Genomic DNA, 25,898 nt, shown 5'->3' with positions numbered 1-25,898 from the left:
TGATTGAACCATGAAGATGCTGGATCTGGAGGCCGTCCAGGCGTTCGTGCTGACCGCCGATCTGAAGAGCTTCACGCGCGCGGCCGAGGCCATGGATTCCACGCAATCCGCCGTGAGCCTGAAGATCAAGAGGCTGGAAGATGCGCTGGGCCGCCGGCTTCTGGAGCGCACGCCGCGTCTCGTGCGGCTGTCTCAGGATGGCGCGGCCTTTCTGGTGGCGGCGCGCGAGCTGGTGGCCGCGCACGAAGGGGCGCTGGGCGCGTTTGGCGTGGAACGGCGGCGCTTGTCGGTCGGGATGAGCCACCACATCGTCGGCGCGGAACTGCCACGGCTGCTCCGCCAGATGGGCTTGGCCGAACCCGCATTGACGCTGGAAATCCGCATCGGCAGTTCGTGGGAGATTCTCGACATTTTCGAGAGCGGCGCGTTGGATGCGGCCATCGTGCTGCGCCACGACAACCGTCGCACCGATGGTGAAGTCCTCATGGAAGAACCGTTCGGCTGGATGGCCGCGCCCGACTTCGAGCACCGCGCCGGCGAGCCCATTCGCTTGGCGAATCAAGCGGACACATGCCGCATACGCCAGATGGCAGTCGCCACGCTGGAAGGCGCGGGCATTGCCTGGCAGGAGGTATTTGTGGGCGGCGGCGTGGCCACCATCGGCGCAGCCGCTGCAGCAGGCCTGGCCGTGGCTGCACTCAGCCGCCGCGTGGCGCCGCCCGGCACGGTGGACATGGGCGCTGCGCTCGGCCTGCCTCCGCTTCCACCACGCAGCGTGGTACTGCATTCGCGCTTGACCGATCCTGTGGCAAAAAAGGCGCTGCGGACGTTCGCTTCCGCCCTCCGGGCGTCGGCCGGGCGATAGCCCTGCGCGCAGATTTGCGCAATCGCTGCACCGCGCAGCGCCTGCGGGGCGACTATGCTTTGCCCCATGAAACCGCGCACTGAACACGACTATCACCGCCGCATCGCCCGCGTGATCGAAGCGATCCTGGCCGACCCTGCCGCCCCGCACACGGTGCAGAGCCTGGCGGCGGTAGCGCACCTGTCGCCGTTTCACTTTCATCGCATCTACCGGGCGCTCACCGGCGAAGGCGTGTTCGAGACCGTCCAGCGCATGCGGCTGGCGCAGGCCGCGCACCGTTTGAGCGGCGCAGAAGATTCCGTCACCGATGTCGCACTCAATGTCGGCTATGGCAGCCCGCAGGCCTTCGCCCGCGCTTTCCGTGAATTCACCGGCGTAAGCCCGCGCGCGTTCCAGACCCGGCAGCAGGCACTGAATGTGCGCAGCACCGAGACCGCAGACCTGCCGCCCATCGAACTGATCGAGCAGCCGCCTCTGCACGCGCTCTGCCTGCGCCACGACGGCCCCGTTGCGACCATTCGCCAGACGTTTGTCATGCTGCGGCAACTGCTCGGCATCGATATGGAGTCGGCAGAGGCGCCTGACCGCATTGGCATCTGCTATGGCGATCCCGGAAACGCCTGGCTCGTTCGAATACTTCGCGGGCGTGATCCTCGATACGCCGCGCGCAATCACCGGCCGCCTGCAGCCGATGCGCATCGAAGGCGGCCTCTACGCCTGCCACCGGCTGATCGGCCCTTACGCGCTGATCGCGCCCACCATGCAGGCGCTCTACGGCGGGTGTCTCCCAAGCTACGGCTTCGAACCGGACGACCGCCCGGCGCTTGAGCTGTATCGCAGCCCCGGGCGACATCGCCCGCCGCGCGCCTGCGTGACCGACCTGATGATCCCCATCTGCAAGGAGTAAAGATGCTGCATCGTTGCCTTGCCGCCGCGCTGGCGGCCTTAGTCATGGGCGCCGCGTATGCCGGTGCCGCAGACGAGCCCGCTACGCCTTATCACGTGGGCGAAACCACCCGCGCGTTTCACCCGCAGGCTGAGCGCCATTGGCGCGGGGCGCGCACGCAGGCGCTCATCACCAACGTCTGGTATCCGATTGATATTTCCGTGCCGGAGGTTTCGCACAACATCGATGCGCCGGGCCGGTCGCCGTTCCGCATGCAGCCATCTGCGCGCGAGGCGCCCTTTGCGTCAACGCAGGGGCAATATCCGCTGCTTCTGCTTTCGCATGGCACGGGCGGCACGGCCGGAAGCCTCGATTGGATGGCCGCTGCCCTGGCCGCGCACGGCTACATCGTCGTGGGCGTGAACCATCCGGGCAACACGGCGCTGGAACCGCTAACGCGCGAAGGCTTCATGCTGTGGTGGGAGCGCGCCACCGATGTGAGCGAAGTGTTGGATGGCGTGCTAGCCGATCCCGTATTGGGCGCGCATGTCGATCGCACGCGCATCGGCGCCGTGGGCTTTTCGTTGGGTGGCTATACGGTGCTGGAACTGGCCGGCGCCCGCACGGATGTCGCGGCCTTCATGGCGTTCTGCGGCTCGCCACAGGCAGACGCCATCTGCCATCCGCCGGAGATGGCCCGCGCGCAGATCAACCCGGCTGCCGACACAACGAGGTCATCGCAGACGGAAGCCTCCCTCGCCCGCTCCGGTGCGTCCTACCGCGACGCACGCATCAAAGCCGTCTTTGCGATGGCGCCCGCACTGGGCATGGCGATGGACGCGACGTCGCTTGGCAACATCAGCATCCCGGTCTCGCTGATGGCCGGAGACGCGGATGTCACCGTGCCCATCGACACCAACGTGCGACGCGTCGCCAAGATGCTGCCCAAGGCCGATCTGCTGCTGGTGCCGGGGGCGTCGCACTACACGTTCGTGGACGCGTGCCTGCCGGGTGCCGCACCCCATGTGCCGCTGCTGTGCAAGGACAACGCCGGCATCGATCGCGATGCGGTGCATGCCCAGGCCGTGCGCCGGGCGCTGGATTTTTTCGCGGCGACGCTGCCCGGTCAGACCTGAGCGTCGCCCGCGATTCGGTGCAGATCGATTACTGCTTCTGCACCGCCACGCTGCCGATCGAATAGCCCGCGCCAAACGAGCAGATCATGCCCAGGTCGCCCGACTTCAGGTCGGCACGATGACGGTGGAACGCAATGATGGAACCCGCCGATGCGGTGTTGGCGAACTCATCCAGAATGACCGGCGCCTCGTCCGCCGATGCGTCGTGCCCAAGCAGGCGCTTGCCGATCAGCTGGTTCATCGCCAGGTTGGCCTGATGCAGCCAGAAGCGGCGCACGTCGGCCGGGGCGTGGCCCAGTTGCTGCAGATGGCCGGCAATGTGCTCGGCGGCCATCGGGCAGACTTCCTTGAAGACCTTGCGGCCTTCCTGGCGGAAGAGCTGATCGCGGTCGTCCGGGTTGCGGTCTTCGCTGCGCGAAAGGTAGCCGGCGTTGTTGCGGATGTTGTTGGAAAAGCTCGTCGCGCATTTGGTGCCGAGCACACGCCAGGCGTCGGCGGAGCGTGTGTCTTCCGCGCGCTCGACCAGCACGGCCGTGCACACGTCACCGAAGATGAAGTGGCAATCGCGGTCTTTCCAATCGAGGTGGCCGGAGGTGATTTCCGGGCTCACGACCAGCGCGGCGCGCGCCGTGCCGCTGCGCACGGCGTTGATGGCCTGCTCCAGCCCGAACGTGGCCGACGAGCACGCTACGTTCATGTCGAACGCATAACCGCCCGCGCCAATGCCGTTCTGAATTTCCACGCCCAACGCCGGATACGGGCGTTGGAAGTTGGACGTCGCGCAGAGCAGCATGTCGACGTCGGCGGCGTCGCGGCCGGCAGCGGCCAATGCATCGCGCGCGGCGGCCACGCCAATCTCTGCTTGCAGCGATAGCGCATCGTCCGGGCGCGGCGTCAGATGCGGGCGCATGCGCGTCGGGTCCAGCACGCCGGCCTTGTCGATCACGTAGCGCTGTCGAATACCCGAAGCCTTCTCGATGAACTCCGCCGACGATTCCGCCAGCGCCGTCAGCTCGCCCGCCGCAATCGCCGCGGCATGCTGCGCGTTGTAGCGCTGGGTGTAGGCGTTGTAGGAGGCGACCAGCTCCTCGTTGGTGATGACCTCGGGCGCGACCCACAGGCCCGTGCCGCTGATGACGACGTCGTGCATACCCGGAATTTGTGAATTTTTCGTGGCGGCGACGATAGCACATCGGCCCGGCAATGCGGGTTGCGGGATGTGGTCGTTTACATCTAGTTTGGCCTTGCGCTGCCGCGCGCACATGGTCAGGCGGCTGCTCGCGACTCCGCGCCTGAGCGGAAAACAATGCGTTACGCTAGCCGCAATCCCCGAACTTTGCAGGAAACCCGCATGCCTATGCTCAGCCCGTCCCGACTTGCCCAAGCGTGCGTAGCCGTCGGTGCCGCCCTCGTCACCACGCTGGCGCTGGCCCATCCGAAGCTGCTCTCGGCCAATCCCGCCGACAAATCCACGGGCCCGGCGCCGGCCCAGATTGCGCTCCATTTCTCGGAAAAACTGGTTGCACAGTTCTGCGACGCCACGCTTGTCATGACGGCAGCATCCGGGCCCACCAATGTGGCCACCAAGGTTGCCACCAGCAGCGACGGGCGCACGCTGACCGTATCGCCCACGCAGCAGCTCGCGCCTGGGGCGTATCGCGTTGACTGGCACGTTGTGGCCGCAGACACGCACCGCGTGGCCGGCAACCTGACGTTCCAGGTGAAGTAACGCGATGCCGGAGGACTGGCTGGCCATCACCCTGCGCCTTGCGCTGTATCTGGATTTGATGGTGCTCTTTGGCGTATCGCTTTTCAGCCTTTACGCGCTCGGCCCAATCGATCCATCGTCGGGCATCTTTCGGCTGTACGGCAGGGTGGCGGAGGCAGCGGCGTTGGCCGGCATCGTGCTGTCGATCTGGGACGTGGTGGCGATGGCCGAGTCGATGACAGGCGCCACGCACTACAGCCAGTTGACCGGCCATGTCTTCGACATGATTTTGACCGGCACGGCAGTCGGTGCGGCATGGCTGGTGCGCATAGCGGTGCTTGCGGCCAGTCTCATCGTAGGAATCGCATGGCGCCGAAATATGCGCCGCCAACGGATCGGGCTTGCGGCGTCGGGTGCCATCGCGCTGGCCACGCTTGCGTGGGCCGGGCACGGCGCCATGGACGACGGCGTGCGCGGCATGCTCCATCTCGCCGCCGACATCGCACATCTGCTCGCGGCTGGCACGTGGGTGGGAGCGCTGGTCGCCTTCGTGTTGCTGTCGTTGGCCGCGCGAGCCCGCACGCCGGATTCGGTGCAAACGCTCAGCCGTGCCTCCAACGGCTTCGCGATCATCGGCACGTGCATCGTGGGGATGTTGATCGCCACGGGCGTCGTCAACTACGTGCTTATCGCCGGCCCAACCTTCGATGCGCTCTTCACCACGCCGTATGGATGGTTGCTGCTTGGCAAGCTCACGCTGTTTGTGTTGATGCTCGCGCTGGCGGCAGGCAATCGCTATCGGCTGAGCCCGGGGCTTGCGGCCGCCCTCCGCACGGGCGATTCCACGGGCGCAGTGAAGGCGCTGCATAGAAGCCTGCAGGCGGAGACCTGCCTTGCCATGCTCATCCTCGTGCTTGTGGCTTGGCTGGGCTTGCTTTCGCCGGTACCTGCTTAGCGGCCCGCGCGGTCAACAAAACAAAACGGGTGACAGCGCCGCGCCATCACCCGTTCGTTGTTGCGTACCGCCGGCGCGGCGCTTACTTGTTCGCCGCAAGCTCCATGATCATGCGCGACAGCAGATAGAGACGCGGCACGACGCTCTCCACTTCTGCGTATTCCTCCGGCGTGTGGATGCCGCCGCCGACAATCCCGAAACCATCGAGCGTGGGCGTGCCGACACCCGCCGACAGGCTGGAATCGGCCGCGCCGCCGCTACCCTCGAGCGTGAGCTTGCGGCCGATCTCGCCGTAGATGGCTTGCGCCTTGGCGGCCAGTTGGTCGGACGCTGCATTGCGCGGCATCGGGGGGAAGCTGCGCACCAGCGAGGTCTTCACTTCCGTCTCGGCGATCAGCTTGTTGGCCGACACGCGCGTCAGATCGCGCTCCACGCGGTCGAATTCCTCCGGCACAGCCACGCGCACGTCTGCATAGGCCGTTGCATGGTCGGGAATGACGTTGGTTGCGTCGCCCGCCTTGAGCACCGTCACGTTGAAGGTTGTCTGCTTGGCGCTGTCGCCCAGCTTGCCGACTTGCAGCACCTGGTGCGCCAGTTCGTTTGCGGCGTTGCGACCGGATTCGGGCGCCACACCGGCGTGCGCGGCCTTGCCTTTGATGTCGATCTCCGCCGTGCCGCTGCCCTTGCGCCACACGACCAGGCCATCCGCGGGCCGGCCGGGCTCCAGGTTGAGCGTCACGTCATGCTGCTTGGCCTCGCGCTCGATCAACGCGCGCGTGCCCTTTGAGCCGGTTTCCTCGTTGGTGTTGAGCAGCAGCGTGACTTGCCCGTACTGCTTGAAGTCGAGCTGCTGAAGAATCTTCATCGCGTACAAACCCGCCACCACGCCGCCCTTGTCGTCCATCACGCCGGGGCCGTAGGCGCGCTTGTCCTTGATGGTGAACGGCTTGGCGCGGGCCGTGCCGTCCTTGAAGACGGTGTCCATGTGGGCCATCAACAGAATGCGCGTTTTGCCAGTGCCCTTCCAGGTGGCGAGGATGTTGTTGCCGACTGCTGGCGCGGCGGACACCGTTTCCACCTGGGCGCCGGCCTTGCGCAGTTCGTCGGTGACGATGCTGCCCATCTGGCTGAGCCCGGCTTCGTTGCCCGTTCCCGAATCAATATTCACCAAGCGCTCAAGCAGGTGCAGTGCGTCGCCACGGTAACCCTCTGCGGCGGACAGCACCTTGGGATTGGCATCGGCAGCGCAGGACAGCCCTGAGGCACACAGCAGCAGCGCAGCAACGGCAAGGCGGGATGGTTTCATACGGGACCTTTGTAGCGGAGTGACAAAACGGCCATTACACACAAGATCGGTGCTTGCGGGGGCAGTGATGTTGCGCGAGGCGCACGGGTGTCACCCGCAGCTTGTCCTGGCAGACAAGTCATGCAGGGGCGGCGGGTGGCACGATCAAGCACTGGCGCAACTATTCATTGCATGCATTACCGGTCATTCAAAGAATAAATTTCACAAATAATGCACGCCCCGCTAATCTGATCCCCTTTGATTTGGCGAGCAGACGATGGCGGAGCTTTATCTCGTACGGCACGGACAGGCCTCGTTTGGCGCGGCAGATTACGACCGGCTCTCCGAGCGCGGCGAGCAGCAGAGCGTCTGGCTCGGCGAATATTTCGCGCGGCAGGACATTGTTTTTGATCGCGTCATCTGCGGCACATTGCGCCGCCATGAGCAGACCGTCGACGGCATCCTGCGGGGCATGGGCATTTCGGGCGCGGCGTATGAGCAGCACGCCGGGCTGAACGAATACGACTTCCAGGGGCTCTTTGCCGCGCTCGGCGAAGATTTTCCTGAGCTGACGCAACTGGCTTCGGGCTCGATGCGCGATCACTACCGGGCGCTCAAGCAGGTGCTGCATTTGTGGTCGGACGACAAGATTCGCGGTCCGCTGCCCGAGACCTGGGCCGCCTTCCAGCAGCGCGTAGGCGACGCGCGCGCGGCCATCCAGGCTGGCGGCGGGCAGCGTGTGCTGGCGATCAGTTCCGGCGGTCCCATTGCAGTGACCGCGCAGCAGGTGCTGGCCGCTCCGCCCACCAGCGCCATTGCGTTGAACCTGCAGATCCGCAACAGCAGCGTCTCGCAGTATTTCTTCAACGCTGAATCGTTCCAGTTGGCCACTTTCAACGGCGTCCCGCATCTGGACGACCCGGCGCGACGCGCATTCCAGACATACGGTTGATCGCCCAGGCGGACGACCAAAACACAAAACCATTGGAGGAGCACCCCATGAGCACAAACCTGTTCGACCTGACCGGAAAGATCGCCCTGGTCACTGGCGCCAGCCGCGGTATTGGCGAAGAGATTGCCAAGCTGCTTGCAGAACAAGGCGCGCACGTGATCGTGTCGAGCCGCAAGCTGGCCGACTGCGAAGTCGTGGCAGAACGCATCCGCGAAGCCGGCGGCAAAGCAGAAGCCCTCGCCTGCCACGTCGGGCGCATGGAAGACATTGCAGCGGCGTTCGACACCATCCGCCGCAAGCACGGCCGGCTCGACATCCTCATCAACAACGCGGCGGCAAACCCGCACTTCGGCCACATCCTCGACACGGATCTGGCGGCCTATGAGAAGACCGTGGAGGTGAATATCCGCGGCTACTTCTTCATGTCGGTCGAAGCCGGCAAGATGATGAAGGCGCAGGGCGGCGGCGCGATCGTCAATACCGCGTCGGTCAATGCGCTGCACCCGGGCGACAAACAGGGCATCTACTCCATCACCAAGGCCGCCGTGGCCCACATGACGCGCGCCTTCGCCAAGGAATGCGGGCCGTTCGGCATTCGCGTCAATGCGCTGCTGCCGGGTCTGACCAAGACCAAGTTCGCAGGCGCCCTGTTTGAAGACAAAGCCACGTACGACCGCTGGATCAGCGAGATCCCGATGCGCCGCCACGCCGAGCCGCGCGAGATGGCCGGCACGGTGCTTTACCTCGTGTCTGATGCGGCGAGCTACACCAATGGCGAGTGCATCGTCGTCGATGGCGGCATGACGGTCTGACACCGGCCCAGCCACGCGGAGCAAGCGAGATGGCGACCCTGCCCCATGCAACGACGGCGCGTGCCGACTTCGGCCGCGTGTCGGTGTTCTTCGGCGAGAAAAGCGGGAAATATCCCGACGGCAACCAGATCGTCATCCGCGGCTCGGACACGTTGGCCGCGTTCGACACGCCGCTCGTCTCCAACCACATCGGCCCCGAGTTCGACGCGACCGAGCTGGTGGTAATGGGGCATGTGCATGAAGACCACATGGCTGGTCTGCATCGGCTGCCCCGCGCGACGGTGTACGTGCATGAAGCCGATCTGGCCGCCGTCCAAAGCTGGGAGGGCATGGTCGCCACATACGGCCTGGACGATGCCACCGCTCCGGCCATGCTGGACAAACTGCAGCGCGAGTTCTTTTACGCCCCCCGCCCCGATGCGCTGGGCTATGAAAACGGTGCGCGGTGGGACTTGGGCGATACGCACGTCCGCGCGTTTCACATGCCCGGCCACACCGCCGGCCACACGGTTCTGCTGGTCGAGCCCGAAGGCGTGGCGTTCATCGGCGACATCGACCTGACCGGTTTCGGCCCCTACTACGGCGACGCCTGCTCAAGCCTGCGTGATTTCCGCCGCAGTCTGGCGCGCCTGCCGGACATTCCGGCCAAGGTCTGGGTCACGTCGCACCATCGCGGCATCTACACGGACCGCGCGCACTTTCTGCGCGACTTGGCGGCGTATACGGCCAAGCTGGACGAACGCGAACAGCGTCTGCTGGCCATGCTGCGCGAATCCCCCAAGACACTGGCGCAATTGGTGGAGCAGCGCCTGCTGTATCCGCCGGGCTACGAGGCGTTGTGGGTCGTCAGCGCGGAAACCCGCACGATTTCCCAGCACCTGGCCGAACTGCAGGCAGATGGGCGGGTGCAGGTGGACGGATACGGCATGTACCGGGTCGACTGAGGCGCCCGTCGCGGTAGTGCGGCGCGACTGCAACATCGCCCTTGAAATCTGTGGATACCTGTATATATTTACAGTAACTGTAAATTTATACAGCACTCACCATGGACGACCTGATCCGCATCGAAAACGAGTACGACCGCCAGACGGTGCTCTGGCTGCGCGAGCGCCTGGGTGAACAGGCGCTGAACGAAGTCGTGTTGCGCATGAATGTGCGCGGGCGGCCGTATGCGTCGGAAGTCTGCCGCACGCTGGGCCTGACGCCGCCGCGCAAGCGGGCGACACCGCGTGCGCGACCATTCAACCGGGCCGTGGGCGAGGCCTATCTGGCCACCATTCGCGGCATCCTTGGCGGCGGGCACGCAGCGGCGTAAGCCAGCGTGCGCTAGTCCGCAAGCGTGGCGGCCGTCTCTTCGCGCAACCAGGCGAGCCACGCGCCGGCCGCGCTGTCGGCCGCAATAGGCGCATCGGCCAGCAGGTAGTAGGCCGACCCGTCGCGTCGAAAGCCGTCGGGCGCAATCAGCCGCCCATCTTTCAGGTCATCACCAGCCATCAGCTTCGACGCGATGGCGGTGCCCTGCCCCGCGAGGGCCGCCTGCAAGCTCAGATAGAAATGTTCGTAGCGCGCCTCGGGCAACCGACCGCGCGGCCGTGCCGTGCTGCTGGCCCGCCACCACGCCTGCCATGCATCTGGGCGCGTGGCGGTATGCAGCAGCCGTCGGCGCGCGGCGATATCCGCTTGCGGGGCGTGCACCGGGCCAATCCACTCATCGCAAATGGGCGCCGCATGCACGTGCGCGGGCCACGCAAAGTCATCACGGCGCAATGCGACGTCCACGCCCGTGCGGGCGAAATCGATGGGGCCGCCCGCAGCAAACAGATGCACCTGGGTGGACGGATGCCGCACCTGAAAACGCGACAGCCGCGGGATCAGCCACCGCATCGCCAGCGTCGGCTCGCACGATACGACCAGCGCTGAAGACGTGGCCCGACGAGCAATCTGGTCGATGCTATCCGTGAGAATGGCGAACGCATCAGTCGCAGCCGCATGCAACTGTTCACCCGCAGGCGTCAGGAAGACCGCGCGGTTGCGCCGCTCAAACAAATCCACCCCTAACGATGCTTCCAATAGCCGTATCTGTCGGCTTACAGCGCCATGCGTAACGTGCAATTCTTGCGCCGCACGCACGAAGCTGCCATGCCGGGCAGCAGCTTCAAACACGCGCAGAGTATTCAGCGGAGGCAGCGCCATCTGTCAGTTTTTCTCACCGAAAGACGGCATCATAAATCGATTTTCGGCGATGGCGGAGGCATCCAGAATCGGCGCATCCTCACTTTGCGATTGCGCCCGTCATGACCGAACTTTTTGCTATTGCCCTCATCACCATCCTGGCCGTCATCAGTCCGGGCGCGGACTTTGCCATGGTCACGCGCAACAGCCTGCTGCATGGGCGCCGCGCCGGCGTGCTCTGCGCGCTGGGCATTGCGCTGGGCGTACAGGTGCACGTGTTCTACACGATGTTCGGCGTGGGGCTGCTGATTGCGCATGCTCCGGCGCTTCTGCAGGGCATCAAGCTGATAGGCGCGGCGTACCTGGTGTGGATTGGCTGGAAGACACTGTCGGCCAAAGCGTTGCCTGGGGGCGAGACAGCCGCCCACGGTGGCGGCACCGCGCCGCTATCGACGCTCGCAGCGCTGCGCATGGGCTTTCTCACCAATGCCCTTAATCCAAAAACGACGCTGTTCGTGGTCAGCACGTACACGCAGGTTGTTCACGCTGGCACACCGCTGGTCGCGCAGTTTGGCTATGGCGTGTTCATGTCGGCGGCGCACGCGGTGTGGTTTGCGTTGGTGGCGGCGGTGTTTGCGTCAGGTGCGTTGCGACGTTCGCTGCTGGCACGGCAACGCATCGTAGACCGTGTGATCGGCGTGACCCTGATCGGGTTGGGATTGGCGCTAGGGCTCGCGCGGCTTGCGTGATGTCACGCAGAGCGGCCTGCCCGTGCCTGCGCCCATGCCGTCTGCCCCAGGTCTTCTGCTGCATTAACAGGCGTCAGCCCGTTTGAGACAGTGCCCTCGCGCCCTCCCCGTCGCCGCGTGGCGATGGAGGCCACCGCGCAAACCCGCTGACTCGCAGCACAACCTCACACCTGGAGTGCAACCATGCAATGGAATCGCGCCTTCACTGACCTGATCCGCAACGGCCGAGCCGCTTACTGGGGCAACTGGACGCTGGCCCCCACCATCAAACCTGGCGCCGTGGGTTTTGTTTCGCCCGACTCCGGCGACTTCACGCCCGTCAAGCCGGAGACGCCGGGCGTGGCGATCAGCACGCGCACCGTACCGAACCAATGGAAGCTGTCGACCAACAACGTGCACCGCACAGAGAGCAACGTCAAACTCGACGGCTCGGTCACCGACCCGGACACGGGCACCAAAGTCAATGCCGGCGTAGAAGTGAAATGGGAGTTCTCGGCGGTCGGCTCGATCGCCTCGGAATTCGGCATTGCCTCGGAGTCGTACATCAACGACCTGACGCAGCTCACGCGGCCCGAAACGATCAAGTGGCTGGCCGAGCAGGCGCAGTCCGTCAGCATGGGCTCGGGCGGCAATATCGCGCAGGGCTTTGGCGTGGTGACCAGCGTGATCCTGGCCAACAGCGGGCTCAACGTGGGCTCGCAAGACAACAACTCGTCGTTCTCGATCACGGGCTCGGCGGGCGCCGTGCATGACATGCTGGGCAGCGCCACGGGCAAGGGGTCGTTCGTGTCGGTCAACCAGACCAAGAGCGTCGATCAGCACCTGTGGCCGTTCGAGCCGGGCAAGCAGGCGCCTGCGCCCATTCCGGTGGCTTACACGTTTGCTTCGTTCGACGGCAACCTGCTGATCCCGAACTGGATCACGCGTCTGGGCGGCTTCGAGATCTACTTCAACAACAAGCCGGGCTGCACCTACGTTACGCACATCCAGCTGCGCTACAACACGCAGCAAGGCCCGCGCAGCGACGAGTTTTCGCTCAGCGGCGGCATCTCCAAGACGGTCGCGAACATCCCGCTCAACGCCACCGATATCCGGGTGGACGTGAAGTTCCAGGGCGTGGTGAACAGCGACAACTATTCGTTCAGCTGGCCCAGCCCGCTAGGCCAATGGCTGACCGGCCGGCGCGAGATCGAGATGACCGGCGTGTGGCCGGGCCCGACCCACGCCATCGAGAAGTAACGCCGAAAGCAAAGCGGCGGATCGTCCGGGAGGAGACGTCCGCCGCGCTGCATCCGTATACAGGGTGCGTCGCGTTACGCCGCCTGTTGGCGCTTGCGTTCGATATCCGGCAGGAACACCGTCAGCAAACCGATGAGCGGCAGGAACGAGCAGAGGTGATAGACGTTGTAGATGTCGGTTGCGTCAGCCAGCTTGCCGAGCACCGCGGCGCCAATGCCGCCCAGCCCGAACGCAAATCCGAAGAACAGGCCCGACACCATCCCCACCTTGCCGGGAATCAGCTCCTGCGCATACACGAGGATGGCCGAGAACGCCGAGGCCAGCACCAGCCCGATGATCACCGTCAGCACGGCGGTCCAGAACAGGTTGGCGTACGGCAGCAACAGCGTGAACGGTGCTACGCCCAGGATCGACACCCAGATCACGACCTTGCGGCCCACGCGGTCACCAATCGGCCCGCCCACGATCGTGCCGACCGCCACCGAGAACAGGAAGAGGAACAGGAACAGCTGCGACGTCTGCGCCGACAGCTGGAACTTGGTGATCAGGAAAAACGTGTAATAGCTGTTCAGGCTCGCCAGGTAGAAGTACTTGGAGAACAGCAGCACGACCAGCAGCGTCATCGCAAACGCCACCTGCTTGCCGGACAGCTGAACCGCGGCATGCGCCCGGCCACCTGCCTTGCGGCCATGGCCCGCGGCGCGTTCACGCTTGTACCAGCCGCCCACGTGATAGAGCACGAAGATAGCGATCAGCGCCGCGATCGAAAACCACGCCAGGCTGTGCTGCCCATACGGCATGATGATGATTGCCGCAAGCAGCGGCCCCATCGCGCTGCCCACATTGCCGCCCACCTGGAACAGCGACTGCGCCAGCCCATGACGTCCGCCCGACGCCATACGCGCCACGCGCGACGATTCCGGATGGAAGATCGACGAGCCCGTTCCCACCAGCGCCGCCGCCAGCAGCACCGTGCCAAAGTTGGGCGCCACCGACAGCAGCACCAGCCCCACCAGCGTGAAGCCCATGCCCACCGACAGCGAATACGGCTTCGGATGCTTGTCGGTATACAGCCCGACCATCGGCTGCAGCAGCGACGCCGTGATCTGGTACGTAAGCGTGATCAGCCCAATCTGTGAAAAATCGAGGTGGAAGTTGCCCTTGAGCAGCGGATAGATCGCCAGGATCAACGACTGCATCATGTCGTTGAGGAAGTGCGCGAAGCTGATGGCGCCGATCACGCCAAAGCCGGTCTTGTCGGCCTGCGCGGCGGGGGCGGCCGATGCAGCGGCCGTGCCGTTTGCGGTGGTTTGCATGATGGTTTGAGGTAACGGTGTTGAGGCGAGGAAGCGCTCAATCTTGCGCCTAAACGGTGCAGGCGTGTTACCGCAAATTCGACAACGATTAACGCAAACCGGACAATTTACTGTTAGGGCAAAAGCGTCAGCCCGCGCGGCGCCGTTTCCACCCAGATACCGGCCATCTTCCCGCAAACCCTTGCCCAGCTTGCCCTGGCAGGCAGCTAACGTGTTAGCCATTTTCTCGCGCGGGGCTACTCCGTTCGGAGCATGGCCGCTCAGGAGACGCTTTCTATACTCGGCAGCAAGGACTGCAGCACGACGCCAGAAACAAGCGCAAGGCGCCAGTGCCGACAGCCTGACGGAACCCGCTGCGTGACCAACTTCACACGCACAACGATCCGCAAACCGAACCGATGACCAGCATCGAGGATGCTGCACATCGGCCGACATGGGAGGGGAGCCATGATGATCCTGCTAACGGGAACGCTATGCCGCGCGATGGGAGACCTTTTCTATCAGGCCCTGCTCGACGACCGGGTCGTCTGCTGCTTCGTCACGTCCGAAGCCGTGGATGTCACTGGCAACGCCACGCGCCCGCCGCTCGCTTCGTCCCCCTGTACCGACCCTCGGCTCGCTGACGTCTCTCGGTCAGCGAGTTATTGCGCGCCCCTCGTCCCGTAGGGCGCGCTCTTTTCTGCCGATGCCGTCAGCGCGGGGGCGCTGGCGGGTCACCCCGCACCTCAACCCAAGAGATGGCTCAGCCGATCAGCCCGGCGTCCGTCAACTCACGCTTCATATAGGCATAAAGCACCGGCGCAGCAATCACGCCGCCCACGCCAAACAGCGCTTCCATCACGATCAGTGCGAGGATCAGCTCCCACGCGCGCGCATCGATGCGGCTGCCGATGATGCGTGCGTTCACGAAGTACTCCAGCTTGTGCACCACCACCAGAAAGATGAGCGATGCCACCGCAAGTTCCAATGAGGCGGTCACGCTCATCACCACGATGGCCGTGTTGGAGATGAGGTTGCCCGCCACAGGAATCAGCCCGGCCACAAAGGTCAGCAGGATCAGCGATTTGGAATACGGCACGTGCTGCCCGAACAGCGGCAGCGCGCCCAGCAGGTAGATGGCCGCGAGCGCCGTGTTGAGCGCCGAGATCTTGACCTGCGCAAACACCACCGCCTCGAATGCATCGGTCAACCGGCTCAGCCGGTTCACCAGTGCTGCGGCCAGCGGCTTGTGGTCCTCGGGATCAAGCGTATCCGACCAGGCCACCATCGCCCCCAGGATCAGCCCAACCAGCATCAATGCGCTTGCACGCAACCCGTCGATACCGAGGGTCGACACCTGATGGCCGTGCTCCTTGATCATCTGCACGAGCTGGACACGCAGTTCAGTCACCGATTGCGGAACGTAATCGACCACCGCCGCCGGCAAGGATTCCCGCAGGTTGTCGAGCACGTCGGCAATGCGCGTAAGCATGCCTTCGAGCCCATGCCCGTGCTCGACCAAGCGGCCGACCCCGATCCCAAGCCCAGCAAGAATGAGGGCGGCGATGACGAACACGCAGATCACCGCGACCGCCTTCGCGCGCCTGGATAGCCTGCTTCGCTCGCGCAAGCGCGCTTCCAGCTTGCGCGCCAATGCGTAGACGAGGAAACCGGCAATGGCAGCCGGCAACAGGTGCAGCCACAGCACGGCTGCAATCATGGCCGCCACCAACACATAGCTGACAGCATTGATGGGGCGAGTGTGTGCGTTGGAAGGAAGCTCGGGAGGCAGCATCGTCATGAAAACAGGCCAGCAGCAATGTTGATGGAGAGCGCGAGGATGCTCGTATTGAAGAAGAACGACAGCAGCGATTGCCCTAGCACCGCTCGCCGCATTGCACGCGAACGAATGCTGATATCGGCCGTCTGGCTGGCGACCGCGATCGTAAAGGAGAAGTAGAGGAAATCCCAGTAATCGGGGTCGAGCTGCTCGTCGGGAAACAGCAGCGGCGGCTCGTGGGGCGAACGGTAATACAGATGCGCGTAGTGCACCGTAAACATCATCGGCACCATGAGCCACGCGCCGAGCACCGTGATACCGGTGAACACGTAGTGCGACGTCTGCGCATGCCCCGCCGACTTGGCTGTCGCAAGCTCAAACGCAATTGCCACCATGCTGGCCACGACACCGAGGCAGACCACCGCCAGCACGGCCGACGTACGCTCGTCTTCACGGCGGGCGACGGCGCGGATACGGCGTGGGTCTGCGCGCAGCATCATCACTGTGATCAGGATCAGGTAGGCCCACACGGCGATATCCCAGCCGAGCAGCAGGCGCGTAAGCCACCCGTGCGCTGGCACAACAGCGACCGCAACGGCGCCCAGCGCAAACGCAGACAGCAGGCGCGGCCGTGTCGCCGCAAAGCGGGAAACCTGGGAAATCTCAGAGGACTTGTCTTGCGGGTTCACATGCGCCTCAGGTGCGTGCTCGGGATATTCACACAAGGCCGGCACCGCCAGCCGATGAGGCGACATGGTAGCCGCTTCAGCGCAGCATCAGGACGGCGAGAGCATTGAGGCAAACGAACGCTTGCAGCGTTCTTGCAGTCGCTCGTGCGTTGAGAGCTGCTCTGCGATGACGGTGGCCTCTGGATACACGCGGCACATACCGATCATGGCGGTCTCCAGCGACCCCTGCGAGCCGGCCTGGAACTGGAATTGCTCGAGCACCGTGTCATCGGCATCACGCACGGTAATCTGGAATGGGCCCGGCGTGACGGTCGCACAGCCAGCCAGCATGGCGGCCGAGGCCAGCGTAAGGCACAGAAGGGAGCGGGTCGGACGACGGAAACGGATCATCATGGCTTCCTGGTTGCGATGAGAGTGAGACGCCGCAATGGCGACTCGGTTCGAAATCATCGCGCTCCCCGGTGACACAAACAAAAACGCCCGCGGTGCGCGGGCGTCTTTTCGGGAGAAACCAGGCTCAGGCCAGTGCGCCTTCGGTGTACGGATCAAACTTGCTGCCAGCCTTGGCGCCTTCGGTATAGGTATCGAACTTACCGGCACGGGCCAGCGCGCCTTCGGTGTACGGATCGAACTTGCTGCCAACCTTGGCGCCTTCGGTATAGGTATCGAACTTGCCGGCACGGGCCAGTGCGCCTTCGGTGTACGGGTCGAACTTGCTGCCAGCCTTGGCGCCTTGGGTGTACGGATCGAACTTATCGCCAGCCTTGGCGCCTTGGGTGTACGAATCAAACTTGTCGCCAACCTTGGCGCCGTCCGAGTACACGTCGAAACGTTGGCTGACTTGCGCAGCACCTTGCGCGTACACGTCAAACTTGGCTGCTGCCAGGGCCGGCACAGTTGCCAGGGCGATCAGGGCAGCAATCAGGGTACGTTGGGCTTTCATGATGTCTTCTCCAGATGGGCGCAGCGCGTCGGGCAGGTGATCCGGGCATTTCCCGGATCTTCTTTTTCGCTGCGGCGCCGCATTCGATGGAGTCATCGTAGGCGAGCCTGTTCAGACAATAAATGTCGCGACAGACAATTTATTGTTGCGATATGTGAAATTGCGGGAAAACCCGCATCAACATTGGTTTTGCGGCCTGCAGCAAAGGCTGGCGGGTTAATTTGCGCAAAGTCAGAATGTGACTTTTTCACCCAAAGTCAGCGTTGTGCGGCTTTCGAACGAGTTTTATTGTTGCGCTCTGACGCATCGCGTCATGGTGTTGAGACCCACACAGATTGTCATTTCCCGATACAAACGCGCACAGGTTGGCGAAAGACTCTGTGTCACACTGCCCGGCATTCGCTTTCAAACCCATCCACGATGAAACACCTTCTGCTCGCTGTGTCCCTGCTTGGTGCTGCACTTCTTTCCGGCTGCGGCGTGGTGGCCGCGCCGTGCCGCGTGGCATCTGCGGGCCTGAAGATGGTGCCGCTGGTGGGGCATGTGGCGGCCGCGCCCACTGACGCCTGCGCCGACATCATTGATTGAGCGTCACCGGGCGAGGCAAAGCCAATATCTGCGTCTATTGAGGCTTCGCAGCCTCCTGCTGCTGACTCACCCAGTCCTGCAAGTCTTTCAGTTGCTGGGCGTTGCTGTGGAAAGCTTCGGCCTCGCGCTCGTGCTGGGCTTCAACGTCAGAGAGGACAACGCCACTGGCGGTTTCATCAAGGAGGCCGGCGGTGCTGGGAAGCTCGGCCCGGTTGGCGGTGTTCCACATGCCGACAAAGCGACCAGGGATGCGGCAAACAGCATCGTCATGCACAACGATTTCATGGGGTACCTCACGGTCTCGGTAAAGGATGCGGTCTCGGAAGACGGTTTGGATGCGCGTCTGAGCCTGGGCGGCTTGATCAGTCACCTGGGCGCTGACGTTGGCCTGGCGGGTTTCTGTTTGCGCGGCGGCCACCTTGGCTTGCAACGCGTGGGATCGCTCGACCTGAAGCCGATGCAGATCGCCAGCCCCATAGCCGAGGCCAAAGGTGAGCACCAGCGCCAGGAAGGCGCCGGCCCAGAAGCGCAGGTCGAGCAGACTCATCACGCAGCCCCTCCAGTCAACACAGCGCGGGCGCGCAACCACAGCGCGCGCCGATCATCCAGGCCATTCGTGCCGCCATTGACGCGGCGCGTCAGTTGCGCGAAGGCGGCGTCGCTGTCCTGATCGGCAAAGCGGTTGAGCCCGTTGTTCAGCCAGAACCACGCGGCCGATGCCGTGGCGTGCGCGGGTGTCTCGAGCAGCTCGGGCTGCGCTTCGAGATCGAGGCCCAACGCAATGCCGCACGCACGGTAGTTGGCGCGGCCCGTGATCTGGATAAGGCCGCGACCAAGAAAGCGCTTGCCGTCGCCGGGTTGCGTATTGCCGAGGTCGGCACGCCCTTCGTAGCCGCGTTGCGCAAACGTGGGACCCCACAGCTCGCGCACGTAGCGCAGTTGCCCGGATTCGTGCCCGACCTGCGCAAGAAACGCGGCAATGCGTGCGGGCGTGTTGATCTGCCGGAACAGCAACACGTCGGCAAGAATGGGGGCGAACACATCGGCCCGCCCGCCGGCGCTGGGCATGACGGCACGCAGTTGCGCCGCGGTGAGAAGCGGTTCAGCCATGGTTTGCCTTGTGCAGGGATTCGCGCACGTCGTCGACGACCTCGGCGAGGTCGGCATCGCGCCGCTTGTTGATGAAGTTGAAGACCCAGCGCACGAACGCCCAGCCGGGCAGGCCGCAAACGAAATAGATGCCGCCGAGTGCCATGGCACCGTTGGCCGAGCCGATCCAATGCGCTACCCCGAAGTACTGGATGACGGTGGCGCCGCCGCCCACACTGGCGATGACGGTGGAGATAAGCGCAACGGCCCACTCTCCGCGGGCGCGAGGCAACGTCATCACCATGACGACAATGGTGGCGAGCACAGTCGCAGCAAAAGCCACGGCCGCGAACCCGCCAAGCGCCTTGAAGGCAGCAGCGCCCGCCACCCCCGCAACGGCGCTGCCGCTGATGGGTTCAGACATGGTTCCCCCGGAAATGAAAAAGCCCGCGCGAAGGCGGGCTGTGTTGCTGGGATGGCGGTGCTTACCAGTCGATGGCTTGCACCTCTTCAATACTGGTTGCGGCGTTGATCCTGGCGATCAGGTCGGCGTACTTCTGCTGCGCGGCGACGCGGTGGGCCAGCCAGTCGGCGTTGACTTGCTGGATTTGTGCGGCAGTGTGCGCGGTGAAGGACCAGGCATCGTTGTTGGCGCACCAGATGGGTGTTGTCAAGTTTGACGGTGCGACAGCCGAGGCGCTGACGGCGCTTTGGAGGTTGCGTTGGTCGTCGTCTTGGGATGGGTAGGTGTGGGGTGTGCCGAGGGCGGATGAGGTGAAGCCGGTGGTGAGGGCCGAGGCGCAGGCGGTGCTGGCTTTGGTGGTTTGCAACGCTTTCGCTTGCGCCAGCAGTTCCTCATTCGTCGGCGGCAATGGTGCGACCAATGCACCGTTCACCACTGTGTAGCCAGGGTGGTTGATACAAGCGAGCCATTCGTCTTGCGTGATTTCGATGACATTGGTCATGCCATCGGGGACGGGGCTGTCGATGTTGTCGTAGTAGGCGGTGATGTGGCCTTGGGAGTCGTATGCTGCGAATTTGCGGGTCATGTTTTCAGTATCCAATTGCGATCCAATGAGTCGAAACCGAAACGGTCGACCGGCTTGTAAAACTTGATGGCCCATTGATCCAACAGGCCACGGCTGCGACTAAGCCGCTGCCAACTGTGTAATCGCCCGCAAATGCGACGGATGCAAACTTGTTCGGGAAAGCGATCGGCATCGTCACGGTTATGTCCGTGGATGCAGAGCCATTCGCATACCCCCATTGGATAATCAAACCACTTGGCAACTTCTGGTAACCGCTTGACTGCAATGAGTTCGAAAAGAGATTCGACGTCCGCAGCGTCTCAGTCCCAAGGTGGCCCCGCCAAATACCTCCATCGTTCACAAGCAGAACATCGCAACCGGCGCCAAGGGTATAGCTCGTATAGGCGCCGGAGTTATTGAACGCAATAGTGTCATTAGAACCTTGACGTTGAATCACCGCATTCGTGACCGCCGGACTGGCGGAAACAAAGATCACTGCCCCCTTGGGGATGCTGGAACACAGTGGAAGTGTCGCAATCGCACCCGCACCAAGCTCGATACGCTTACCTACATCGGCCGGCGTCAGCGTCAAAACGCCCGTCGCGGCAACGCCGCGGTCTCCGGAGAAGCTCCCCAGCGCTTGCTGCACAAACGCTGTCGTAGCCAACTTCCCACTGCTATCAAACTGCGCCGGCGTTACCCCCGTCGTCAATGTCTGCCCTGCACTCACCCACCCATTCACCCCGTTCGACACAAACTGCACAGCCTCACCGGGATTCAGCGTGAGGCTGTTGGCGCTGCTGCCCTGGCCGAACGCGAGCGTATCGGCACCATTGCGCGTGACGGTGGTCGAGCCGCTGGCCTGCATATAGGTCACGCAGATGCTCGTGCCGTTCGGGCAGCTGGCTGCGGGCGGCAGCGTCATGGTCTGGCCGGTGGCCGTGACGTTGACCAGTGCGCCAAGCGCCGCCGTGGTAAGCGTGCTCGATGTGGCCACGTTCTGGATGCTGGAATAGCGCTCGCCGATGGCCGCCAGAAAGCCACCCGTTGGTGCCGTCGGCACGTTGGGATACGGGGCGATGCTGGCGTTGGTAATCGTGCTCTGCCCGTTGGCGACCGTGATGACGGCCAACCCTACGTAGCCCGCGGTTACAGCCGGCGTGGTCTGCGTGCCCGTAGATGCAGCGGTGCCGGCCACGAGTTGCAACGACACCTGCCCCGCCCGCGTCGTCGGCTGCGCATTGCCACTGCCGCCCGGCCCGTTGAACGCTTGCGACGGATTCGCGCTGTTGTAGTACGGCAGCACGACGTTGTTGACGTCGCTCTCAAGGTAGGCCGCCTGGATCAGGTAGTTCTGGCTATAGCCCGACGTGGCCGGCGCCGCGAGGACGAAGGACTGCGCGTCCATCAAGATGCCCTGCTTCAGCAGGCTATGCGCAGTATCTTGCGGCAGTGCGCTGTACGGCGTGCCGTCCACATTGGCGAGCTGGTAGATCTGCCCCGGGTTGACGGCCACGCTCATCGATGCGGGCGTGGTGGGCACGCAGCCCAGGCCCGAGATGACGGTGGATGTGCCGAACAGATCAGCGCAGAGCTTTGCCAGCGCGATCATGGTCTGCCGGTTCGTGTTCAGCAGGTCCGTGGTTTGCGGCACCTGGCCGCTGTAGACAATCTGACGATCCAAGACTGTTCTCCAAAAGAAAAAACCCGGCGTAGTGCCGGGCTGTCGGTGGTTAGGAAGGCGTGTGTGCGCACCTAGGAGCTGATGCGCGTCCAGATGATCGAGGCCGCTGGCCGTACCGATTCGATCGCGGCGTAGATGTCAGCGTCGGACACGGTGTTGCTGCTCATCGACGCGTCAACGTATTCGCCTTGCGACGGCGCGCTGTAGCCCGTGGTGACGATGCTGTAGCCGGCCACGTTCGGGATGCCGCTGCCGAGCGGGCGATATGCCTGCACAAACGCCTGATACGTCAGCGAGACCTGCCCGTAAGCGCCGGCCATGCCGTAGCCGCTGTTCGGCGCATCGTAGGCGCCGCAGTCCGCGGGGCGGCTTGGTTCGATGATTGTCGGGGCACGTCCGGTCAGGTCGGTCAGCACGCGAATGATGGCGCCGCGCGTGCCGCGTTCACGAAACAGGTTGGCGACGATGTTTGCACGAAACGATGCGTCGGATTGCCCGGTCCTGCGCCGGATCGACAGGCCAAAGAAGTCGACCGCAATCATGTCGAGCCAGCCATCGGTGGCGGTCAGAATGCGCGTCTGCTGCCTCGCATAGGCATACAGGTCGTAGACATAGGCGCCGCTGTATGCGAGGCCCTGCAGCAGCCCGTTGAGGATGGGCGACTGCGCCACATCACCAAACCAGCGCGGTAGATACCCGCGTATGCGCGTGAAGATGTCTTGTTGGTCACCGGTTGCCATTACGTCACCGTGATGGAGTTGGTTGTGGCTTTGATGACCTGCAGGCTGGTGGCCGGCAAATCCGCTGTGCTGCCGTTGAGCAATGTGCCCGTGACGTTGGTAACTGCAGGCGACGCGTCATACGCCACCTGCGCCAGCCGCGAATACGTCAAAGCTGTGCCCAGCGGCAAGCTGTTGATGTAGCTCAGCAAGGCCGCCTGCACTTGCAGCGCGACGGCCTGGTGCGTGTAGCCCGCAGCCGTGGTGATGCTCATGGAGACCGTGGCGTTAACGACGACAGGCCCGTACACATAGAACGTGCTCGTCACCGGGCGCACGGCATCCACGGCGTTGCTCACGCTGGCAAGCAGCGTTGACGTGGGCGAGCCCGTGCCGTCATCCACAATCACGATGAACGTGCCGTTCTGCGGCAAGCCGGCATAGGTCTGGTTCTCCAGGATCACATACGTCAGCCCCTGCTTGACGCTGGCGATGGCGGAGCCGATGGCCGTCCTGGTGGCCTTCGACAGACTCGCAACATAGGCGATGAAGCGCGAACGGAATGCGGTATCGGGCTCCGCATCCGCTCCGTTGACGAAGGCCGCGGCATTGCTCACCGTATCCACACCGGAGATCGCACCTACGATGGTGGACACCGCACCCGCCACCGCGTTGCCCGCCACGCCTGGCGTGACCGCTTGCACTGGCACGCTCGCGCTGGCCGTGCCGGCTGCGATCACATAGCCCCCAAGTGCGGCGCTATAGGCGGGACTGGTCGTATCGACCACCACGTTGAACTGCTGCGTGCCATCGCCGGTCTGCACCACGGCTGTCAGCGGTACCAGCACCTGCTGCGTGACCGTGAAGCGCGAGAACGTGACGCTGCCCGTGGCCGGCACAGCGGCCAAGCGTGTCAAGCCGAAATCGGCCATCCACGTATCGAGATCGGCGCCGCTCGAGGTTGCCGCCCGGGTAATCGCCAGCACCTGCAGGATCAACCCTTGCAGCCACACCGTGACCGCCGCATTGGCCTCAACGACGGCGCGCAGCACCGATCCGACGGTCAGGTCGACCAGCACCTTGGCGTAGCCCTGGATGGCCGCCACCTGGTTGCGCACGAGCGTCACCCAGTCTTGCGTCTGAATGGACATATCACTTGCTCACATTGAATTGAAGGGACACCGGCTCACGTGTGACCGCGCTGCTGTACAGAACGCGCACGCTCACACCACCGGTGATGGCCGCGACATCCACCTGCGGCTCGGGATCTTGCGCAACGCCAGCTTCTTGCAGGATTTGCGAGCGGATCAGCCCGCGCAGCGCCGGCACGTCGAGCGTTTCGCCGATCTTCTGCGGCAGGCCCGCGCCGTAGTCGGTGTGGAAGATGTAGTCGCCAGGGTTGGTGACGAGGCGCCGCACGATGCGTTGCTGCGTACGCAGGTCAGCACTGGCCAGGCCCAGGTCGCCGGTGGGCGACACCGTGATGTCGCCGCCCACCCAGTGGCTCGCGTCGTTCAGAAGTTGCTGCGTCATGCCACGCTCCCTGTGGTGCTGGACCCGGACTGCACGCCCGTATGGCGGTGTGTGTCGTCGATCCGGTGGCCATTCGCCGAAACCTGACCGCTGAACTGCGTATTGCCGCTGATACTCATCGAGTTGCCGGTGCCGTTGTTGCCCGACACCGCCATGCCGGCTTGTCCGGTGATGGTTTGCGTGACCAGCAACGCGCCGTCGATTTGCACTGGGCCCTTGTGATTCCACTGCGGCGCCTGGCTGCTGAGCGTGCCCGCGCTGATGAGCGTGACCGTGCCGTCGTTGTGGAATTGCAGCTTGGAGCCCGACGCGTGCGTCAGGAAGAACTCGCCCGACTGCGCACCGGTCGGCCGCGCCTGATCGCTGAACAAACGCGCGCAGATGTAGCCGTTCTCGATGTCGCCGCCCAGGAACTGCACCTCCACCTGATCACCCGGGCTGACCGGCGCATCGATGCCCCAGCCATTGCCGACCCAGGCAGAGGCAACGGGCATCCAGCCTGTCAGCGAGCGCGCTGGGTCGGCGGGGTCTTCAGGTTGGAGGCGTACCCGCGCAGAGGCCGTCCCGGGGTCGTAGCTGGTGACGATGCCCATGCGGTTCTCTGCGCGATTCGACTGCGCCATCATCGCGGCGAGCACCATCTGGTTGCGAAGCTGTTGGATCATGTGCTCGTTCCCTTGTTGATGTTCTTGGCCGATATGTCCATCACATAGCCCTCGCTCAGGCTCATGCTGCGTGTGATGCTGTCGATGAGGTAGTCCTGATCGAAACCGGTGCCCGTACCTGTCAGCCGGAGCGTGTCGGTGGGCGTGAGGATTTGATCTGCAGGCAGGCGGGCGCGTAGCTTCATTTCGTGCTGTGCGACTTCGTCGTACTTCTGCTTGGCCAGGCGCTTGACTCCGGCCTGATCGAGTCCGTTGCGCTCGACGGTATGCGTCGGCTTCTGGCCCTGATCGCCACCTGACGCATTGGTGTAGCGGGCGAAGAATCGCTTACCCTGCTTCGCATTCCATGAGCGCGCTTCGACCGTGACGCCTTTTGCAACCGTCAGATCGCGCGAAAGCTGCAGGGTTGCCATGTTTGCTTCCGCGTTGCCCCTCTCATCGCGCCCCCAGCGCAGCTCGTACGGTTCGGCTGCGGGCGCAGGACGCGGTTCGAAGTGCAGCGTCTTGCCAGTCACGTAACAGATAAACCCTTCAGCCCGAGCGAGCGCGGCCAGCAAATCCCACTCGGTTTGCTGATGCGTCAGGCTTACGTTGTCACGTGCGTAGGCTTTACCGATGCTCTGCTTGGTGACCGGACCCGCAACTTGCAAACCATGCTTGGCTGCCAGCTTTGCTGCCACGCTTGAGGCTGTCAGGTTCTGGAACTGCAACGTCACCTTCTCATCGATAAACAGCGCCGTCAGATCCCGGCCGCTCAGCGTGAGTTGAGCCGAAACCGGATCCAGTTCAACGCTGTCCACACGGCCATAGATCAGACTTTCAAGATCGGCCTCGTCGTACTGGCTAGGATTTGACGGAAAGCCAGCAAAGATCTCGACCAGCAATTCAAGCTGACTGGAGAACCAGTTCGCGTCGCGATCTGGCGGCAAGACAGCCGTTGCGAGAGTGACCAGGAACGTGTCCGCCTGCTCGTACGAATTGCTCAGGACCGACCAACTCACACACGCCGGAATGCGCTCGCCGCCCACCTTTACGATCGATCGCGGCTGCCGTACACCGGGTATCACGGGTAGCTTGTTCAGGCTCATAAGAAAAAAGCCCCGCGTTGCGGGGCTGTCTGGTTGAT

The 25,898-nt window shown here is 63.8% G+C and carries 30 protein-coding genes and 1 pseudogene; 13 read left to right on the top strand and 18 right to left on the bottom strand.

Going from position 1 to position 25,898, the window contains the following annotated elements:
- Positions 1 to 10 precede the first annotated feature (10 nt).
- From BM136_RS06785 to BM136_RS06775, 4 genes and pseudogenes are all read left to right on the top strand, one after another.
- Complete coding sequence (locus tag BM136_RS06785; RefSeq protein WP_092971124.1) at positions 11 to 865, top strand: LysR family transcriptional regulator; 855 nt, start codon at positions 11 to 13, stop codon at positions 863 to 865.
- A gap of 54 nt (positions 866 to 919) precedes the next feature.
- Positions 920 to 1,216: pseudogene (locus tag BM136_RS25585) on the top strand (helix-turn-helix domain-containing protein); the annotation flags it as partial.
- 250 nt (positions 1,217 to 1,466) lie between these two features.
- Positions 1,467 to 1,772, top strand: a complete 306-nt coding sequence (locus tag BM136_RS25580) for an AraC family transcriptional regulator (protein WP_254775626.1) — start codon at positions 1,467 to 1,469, stop codon at positions 1,770 to 1,772.
- A 2-nt stretch (positions 1,773 to 1,774) separates the two neighbouring features.
- Complete coding sequence (locus BM136_RS06775) at positions 1,775 to 2,887, top strand: alpha/beta hydrolase family protein (protein ID WP_092971123.1); 1,113 nt, start codon at positions 1,775 to 1,777, stop codon at positions 2,885 to 2,887.
- A gap of 28 nt (positions 2,888 to 2,915) precedes the next feature.
- Here the strand turns inward: BM136_RS06775 and BM136_RS06770 are convergent, their stop codons facing one another.
- Positions 2,916 to 4,037, bottom strand: coding sequence for a beta-ketoacyl-ACP synthase III (locus BM136_RS06770; RefSeq protein ID WP_092971122.1), 1,122 nt, complete (start codon positions 4,035 to 4,037; stop codon positions 2,916 to 2,918).
- A 207-nt stretch (positions 4,038 to 4,244) separates the two neighbouring features.
- Here BM136_RS06770 and copC point away from each other — a divergent pair, with 207 nt between their 5' ends.
- Positions 4,245 to 4,616 (top strand): copper homeostasis periplasmic binding protein CopC, encoded by a 372-nt coding sequence (copC, locus tag BM136_RS06765; protein WP_092971121.1) that lies wholly within the window; start codon positions 4,245 to 4,247, stop codon positions 4,614 to 4,616.
- Positions 4,617 to 4,620: 4 nt separating this feature from the next.
- Positions 4,621 to 5,550, top strand: a complete 930-nt coding sequence (copD, locus tag BM136_RS06760) for a copper homeostasis membrane protein CopD (RefSeq protein ID WP_092971120.1) — start codon at positions 4,621 to 4,623, stop codon at positions 5,548 to 5,550.
- Positions 5,551 to 5,632: 82 nt separating this feature from the next.
- On the opposite strand, the gene BM136_RS06755 is transcribed toward copD, so the two are convergent.
- The gene (locus BM136_RS06755) at positions 5,633 to 6,856 is read right to left on the bottom strand and encodes a M20/M25/M40 family metallo-hydrolase (protein ID WP_092971119.1); all 1,224 of its coding nucleotides are present in this window, start codon (positions 6,854 to 6,856) and stop codon (positions 5,633 to 5,635) included.
- Between the two features lie 256 nt (positions 6,857 to 7,112).
- Between BM136_RS06755 and BM136_RS06750 the strand changes: the two genes are divergently transcribed.
- The 4 genes from BM136_RS06750 (at position 7,113) to BM136_RS06735 (ending at position 9,914) form a co-directional block, all read left to right on the top strand.
- Positions 7,113 to 7,787 (top strand): histidine phosphatase family protein, encoded by a 675-nt coding sequence (locus BM136_RS06750; RefSeq protein ID WP_092971118.1) that lies wholly within the window; start codon positions 7,113 to 7,115, stop codon positions 7,785 to 7,787.
- A gap of 47 nt (positions 7,788 to 7,834) precedes the next feature.
- Entirely contained in the window at positions 7,835 to 8,599 is a 765-nt protein-coding gene (locus BM136_RS06745) for an SDR family oxidoreductase (RefSeq protein WP_024977639.1), read from the top strand.
- Positions 8,600 to 8,628: 29 nt separating this feature from the next.
- Positions 8,629 to 9,543 carry an MBL fold metallo-hydrolase gene (locus BM136_RS06740; RefSeq protein WP_092971117.1) on the top strand — a complete coding sequence of 305 codons (915 nt, stop codon included), beginning with the start codon at positions 8,629 to 8,631 and terminating at the stop codon, positions 9,541 to 9,543.
- 101 nt (positions 9,544 to 9,644) lie between these two features.
- Positions 9,645 to 9,914, top strand: coding sequence for a CppA family protein (locus BM136_RS06735; protein ID WP_092971116.1), 270 nt, complete (start codon positions 9,645 to 9,647; stop codon positions 9,912 to 9,914).
- A gap of 11 nt (positions 9,915 to 9,925) precedes the next feature.
- Here BM136_RS06735 and BM136_RS06730 read toward each other — a convergent pair whose 3' ends face one another.
- A complete protein-coding gene (locus tag BM136_RS06730; RefSeq protein WP_092971115.1) occupies positions 9,926 to 10,792 on the bottom strand; it encodes a LysR family transcriptional regulator in 867 nt (288 codons plus the stop codon).
- 101 nt (positions 10,793 to 10,893) lie between these two features.
- Between BM136_RS06730 and BM136_RS06725 the strand changes: the two genes are divergently transcribed.
- Together BM136_RS06725 and BM136_RS06720 are read left to right on the top strand one after the other, a co-directional pair.
- On the top strand, positions 10,894 to 11,520 hold the full coding sequence (locus BM136_RS06725; protein ID WP_092971114.1) for a LysE family translocator: 627 nt from the start codon (positions 10,894 to 10,896) through the stop codon (positions 11,518 to 11,520).
- A 183-nt stretch (positions 11,521 to 11,703) separates the two neighbouring features.
- On the top strand, positions 11,704 to 12,759 hold the full coding sequence (locus BM136_RS06720; RefSeq protein ID WP_092971113.1) for a hypothetical protein: 1,056 nt from the start codon (positions 11,704 to 11,706) through the stop codon (positions 12,757 to 12,759).
- Between the two features lie 74 nt (positions 12,760 to 12,833).
- Here the strand turns inward: BM136_RS06720 and BM136_RS06715 are convergent, their stop codons facing one another.
- From BM136_RS06715 to BM136_RS06690, 5 genes are all read right to left on the bottom strand, one after another.
- Positions 12,834 to 14,075, bottom strand: a complete 1,242-nt coding sequence (locus BM136_RS06715; RefSeq protein ID WP_092971112.1) for an MFS transporter — start codon at positions 14,073 to 14,075, stop codon at positions 12,834 to 12,836.
- A 742-nt stretch (positions 14,076 to 14,817) separates the two neighbouring features.
- Positions 14,818 to 15,855: an AI-2E family transporter gene (locus BM136_RS06705; RefSeq protein ID WP_092971110.1), complete on the bottom strand. Its 1,038-nt coding sequence runs from the start codon at positions 15,853 to 15,855 to the stop codon at positions 14,818 to 14,820.
- On the bottom strand, positions 15,852 to 16,523 hold the full coding sequence (locus BM136_RS06700) for a DUF1345 domain-containing protein (protein ID WP_175537104.1): 672 nt from the start codon (positions 16,521 to 16,523) through the stop codon (positions 15,852 to 15,854). The genes BM136_RS06705 and BM136_RS06700 overlap by 4 nt, the downstream gene beginning before the upstream one ends.
- A gap of 87 nt (positions 16,524 to 16,610) precedes the next feature.
- The gene (locus BM136_RS06695) at positions 16,611 to 16,913 is read right to left on the bottom strand and encodes a hypothetical protein (protein WP_092971351.1); all 303 of its coding nucleotides are present in this window, start codon (positions 16,911 to 16,913) and stop codon (positions 16,611 to 16,613) included.
- A gap of 127 nt (positions 16,914 to 17,040) precedes the next feature.
- Complete coding sequence (locus BM136_RS06690; RefSeq protein ID WP_092971108.1) at positions 17,041 to 17,466, bottom strand: hypothetical protein; 426 nt, start codon at positions 17,464 to 17,466, stop codon at positions 17,041 to 17,043.
- A 420-nt stretch (positions 17,467 to 17,886) separates the two neighbouring features.
- Here BM136_RS06690 and BM136_RS25365 point away from each other — a divergent pair, with 420 nt between their 5' ends.
- Complete coding sequence (locus BM136_RS25365) at positions 17,887 to 18,054, top strand: DUF6726 family protein (RefSeq protein WP_175537095.1); 168 nt, start codon at positions 17,887 to 17,889, stop codon at positions 18,052 to 18,054.
- 34 nt (positions 18,055 to 18,088) lie between these two features.
- Here the strand turns inward: BM136_RS25365 and BM136_RS06685 are convergent, their stop codons facing one another.
- The 10 genes from BM136_RS06685 to BM136_RS06640 all read right to left on the bottom strand — a co-directional run bounded on the left by BM136_RS06685 (position 18,089) and on the right by BM136_RS06640 (position 25,860).
- On the bottom strand, positions 18,089 to 18,601 hold the full coding sequence (locus BM136_RS06685) for a hypothetical protein (protein ID WP_092971107.1): 513 nt from the start codon (positions 18,599 to 18,601) through the stop codon (positions 18,089 to 18,091).
- Positions 18,601 to 19,164 (bottom strand): glycoside hydrolase family 19 protein, encoded by a 564-nt coding sequence (locus tag BM136_RS06680; protein ID WP_092971106.1) that lies wholly within the window; start codon positions 19,162 to 19,164, stop codon positions 18,601 to 18,603. Before BM136_RS06680 ends, BM136_RS06685 begins: the two co-directional genes overlap by 1 nt.
- Complete coding sequence (locus tag BM136_RS06675; protein ID WP_175537094.1) at positions 19,157 to 19,567, bottom strand: hypothetical protein; 411 nt, start codon at positions 19,565 to 19,567, stop codon at positions 19,157 to 19,159. Before BM136_RS06675 ends, BM136_RS06680 begins: the two co-directional genes overlap by 8 nt.
- A gap of 61 nt (positions 19,568 to 19,628) precedes the next feature.
- Complete coding sequence (locus BM136_RS06670) at positions 19,629 to 20,192, bottom strand: DUF4376 domain-containing protein (RefSeq protein WP_092971105.1); 564 nt, start codon at positions 20,190 to 20,192, stop codon at positions 19,629 to 19,631.
- Between the two features lie 4 nt (positions 20,193 to 20,196).
- Positions 20,197 to 21,783, bottom strand: coding sequence for a gp53-like domain-containing protein (locus tag BM136_RS06665; RefSeq protein WP_139219353.1), 1,587 nt, complete (start codon positions 21,781 to 21,783; stop codon positions 20,197 to 20,199).
- 143 nt (positions 21,784 to 21,926) lie between these two features.
- The gene (locus tag BM136_RS06660) at positions 21,927 to 22,595 is read right to left on the bottom strand and encodes a hypothetical protein (protein WP_092971103.1); all 669 of its coding nucleotides are present in this window, start codon (positions 22,593 to 22,595) and stop codon (positions 21,927 to 21,929) included.
- Positions 22,595 to 23,725 (bottom strand): baseplate J/gp47 family protein, encoded by a 1,131-nt coding sequence (locus tag BM136_RS06655; RefSeq protein WP_092971102.1) that lies wholly within the window; start codon positions 23,723 to 23,725, stop codon positions 22,595 to 22,597. The genes BM136_RS06660 and BM136_RS06655 overlap by 1 nt, the downstream gene beginning before the upstream one ends.
- A gap of 1 nt (position 23,726) precedes the next feature.
- A complete protein-coding gene (locus BM136_RS06650; RefSeq protein ID WP_092971101.1) occupies positions 23,727 to 24,107 on the bottom strand; it encodes a phage tail protein in 381 nt (126 codons plus the stop codon).
- Positions 24,104 to 24,772, bottom strand: coding sequence for a phage baseplate assembly protein V (locus tag BM136_RS06645; protein WP_092971100.1), 669 nt, complete (start codon positions 24,770 to 24,772; stop codon positions 24,104 to 24,106). Before BM136_RS06645 ends, BM136_RS06650 begins: the two co-directional genes overlap by 4 nt.
- Positions 24,769 to 25,860: a phage late control D family protein gene (locus BM136_RS06640; RefSeq protein WP_092971099.1), complete on the bottom strand. Its 1,092-nt coding sequence runs from the start codon at positions 25,858 to 25,860 to the stop codon at positions 24,769 to 24,771. Before BM136_RS06640 ends, BM136_RS06645 begins: the two co-directional genes overlap by 4 nt.
- Positions 25,861 to 25,898: the final 38 nt, after the last annotated feature.

The organism is Ralstonia sp. NFACC01, from assembly GCF_900115545.1.
In the GTDB taxonomy this organism is placed as follows: domain Bacteria; phylum Pseudomonadota; class Gammaproteobacteria; order Burkholderiales; family Burkholderiaceae; genus Ralstonia; species Ralstonia mojiangensis.
The sequence above is the reverse complement of the archived record's forward strand: the minus strand, read 5'-3'. Positions and strand labels throughout refer to the sequence as shown.

Coding starts and splice junctions, on each gene's coding strand:
- BM136_RS06785 (WP_092971124.1), top strand. CDS start 11: ATGAAGATGCTGGATCTGGAGGCCGTCCAGGCGTTCGTGCTGACCGCC.
- BM136_RS25580 (WP_254775626.1), top strand. CDS start 1,467: ATGGCGATCCCGGAAACGCCTGGCTCGTTCGAATACTTCGCGGGCGTG.
- BM136_RS06775 (WP_092971123.1), top strand. CDS start 1,775: ATGCTGCATCGTTGCCTTGCCGCCGCGCTGGCGGCCTTAGTCATGGGC.
- BM136_RS06770 (WP_092971122.1), bottom strand. CDS start 4,037: ATGCACGACGTCGTCATCAGCGGCACGGGCCTGTGGGTCGCGCCCGAG.
- copC (WP_092971121.1), top strand. CDS start 4,245: ATGCTCAGCCCGTCCCGACTTGCCCAAGCGTGCGTAGCCGTCGGTGCC.
- copD (WP_092971120.1), top strand. CDS start 4,621: ATGCCGGAGGACTGGCTGGCCATCACCCTGCGCCTTGCGCTGTATCTG.
- BM136_RS06755 (WP_092971119.1), bottom strand. CDS start 6,856: ATGAAACCATCCCGCCTTGCCGTTGCTGCGCTGCTGCTGTGTGCCTCA.
- BM136_RS06750 (WP_092971118.1), top strand. CDS start 7,113: ATGGCGGAGCTTTATCTCGTACGGCACGGACAGGCCTCGTTTGGCGCG.
- BM136_RS06745 (WP_024977639.1), top strand. CDS start 7,835: ATGAGCACAAACCTGTTCGACCTGACCGGAAAGATCGCCCTGGTCACT.
- BM136_RS06740 (WP_092971117.1), top strand. CDS start 8,629: ATGGCGACCCTGCCCCATGCAACGACGGCGCGTGCCGACTTCGGCCGC.
- BM136_RS06735 (WP_092971116.1), top strand. CDS start 9,645: ATGGACGACCTGATCCGCATCGAAAACGAGTACGACCGCCAGACGGTG.
- BM136_RS06730 (WP_092971115.1), bottom strand. CDS start 10,792: ATGGCGCTGCCTCCGCTGAATACTCTGCGCGTGTTTGAAGCTGCTGCC.
- BM136_RS06725 (WP_092971114.1), top strand. CDS start 10,894: ATGACCGAACTTTTTGCTATTGCCCTCATCACCATCCTGGCCGTCATC.
- BM136_RS06720 (WP_092971113.1), top strand. CDS start 11,704: ATGCAATGGAATCGCGCCTTCACTGACCTGATCCGCAACGGCCGAGCC.
- BM136_RS06715 (WP_092971112.1), bottom strand. CDS start 14,075: ATGCAAACCACCGCAAACGGCACGGCCGCTGCATCGGCCGCCCCCGCC.
- BM136_RS06705 (WP_092971110.1), bottom strand. CDS start 15,855: ATGACGATGCTGCCTCCCGAGCTTCCTTCCAACGCACACACTCGCCCC.
- BM136_RS06695 (WP_092971351.1), bottom strand. CDS start 16,913: ATGATCCGTTTCCGTCGTCCGACCCGCTCCCTTCTGTGCCTTACGCTG.
- BM136_RS06690 (WP_092971108.1), bottom strand. CDS start 17,466: ATGAAAGCCCAACGTACCCTGATTGCTGCCCTGATCGCCCTGGCAACT.
- BM136_RS25365 (WP_175537095.1), top strand. CDS start 17,887: ATGAAACACCTTCTGCTCGCTGTGTCCCTGCTTGGTGCTGCACTTCTT.
- BM136_RS06685 (WP_092971107.1), bottom strand. CDS start 18,601: ATGAGTCTGCTCGACCTGCGCTTCTGGGCCGGCGCCTTCCTGGCGCTG.
- BM136_RS06680 (WP_092971106.1), bottom strand. CDS start 19,164: ATGGCTGAACCGCTTCTCACCGCGGCGCAACTGCGTGCCGTCATGCCC.
- BM136_RS06675 (WP_175537094.1), bottom strand. CDS start 19,567: ATGTCTGAACCCATCAGCGGCAGCGCCGTTGCGGGGGTGGCGGGCGCT.
- BM136_RS06670 (WP_092971105.1), bottom strand. CDS start 20,192: ATGACCCGCAAATTCGCAGCATACGACTCCCAAGGCCACATCACCGCC.
- BM136_RS06665 (WP_139219353.1), bottom strand. CDS start 21,783: ATGATCGCGCTGGCAAAGCTCTGCGCTGATCTGTTCGGCACATCCACC.
- BM136_RS06660 (WP_092971103.1), bottom strand. CDS start 22,595: ATGGCAACCGGTGACCAACAAGACATCTTCACGCGCATACGCGGGTAT.
- BM136_RS06655 (WP_092971102.1), bottom strand. CDS start 23,725: ATGTCCATTCAGACGCAAGACTGGGTGACGCTCGTGCGCAACCAGGTG.
- BM136_RS06650 (WP_092971101.1), bottom strand. CDS start 24,107: ATGACGCAGCAACTTCTGAACGACGCGAGCCACTGGGTGGGCGGCGAC.
- BM136_RS06645 (WP_092971100.1), bottom strand. CDS start 24,772: ATGATCCAACAGCTTCGCAACCAGATGGTGCTCGCCGCGATGATGGCG.
- BM136_RS06640 (WP_092971099.1), bottom strand. CDS start 25,860: ATGAGCCTGAACAAGCTACCCGTGATACCCGGTGTACGGCAGCCGCGA.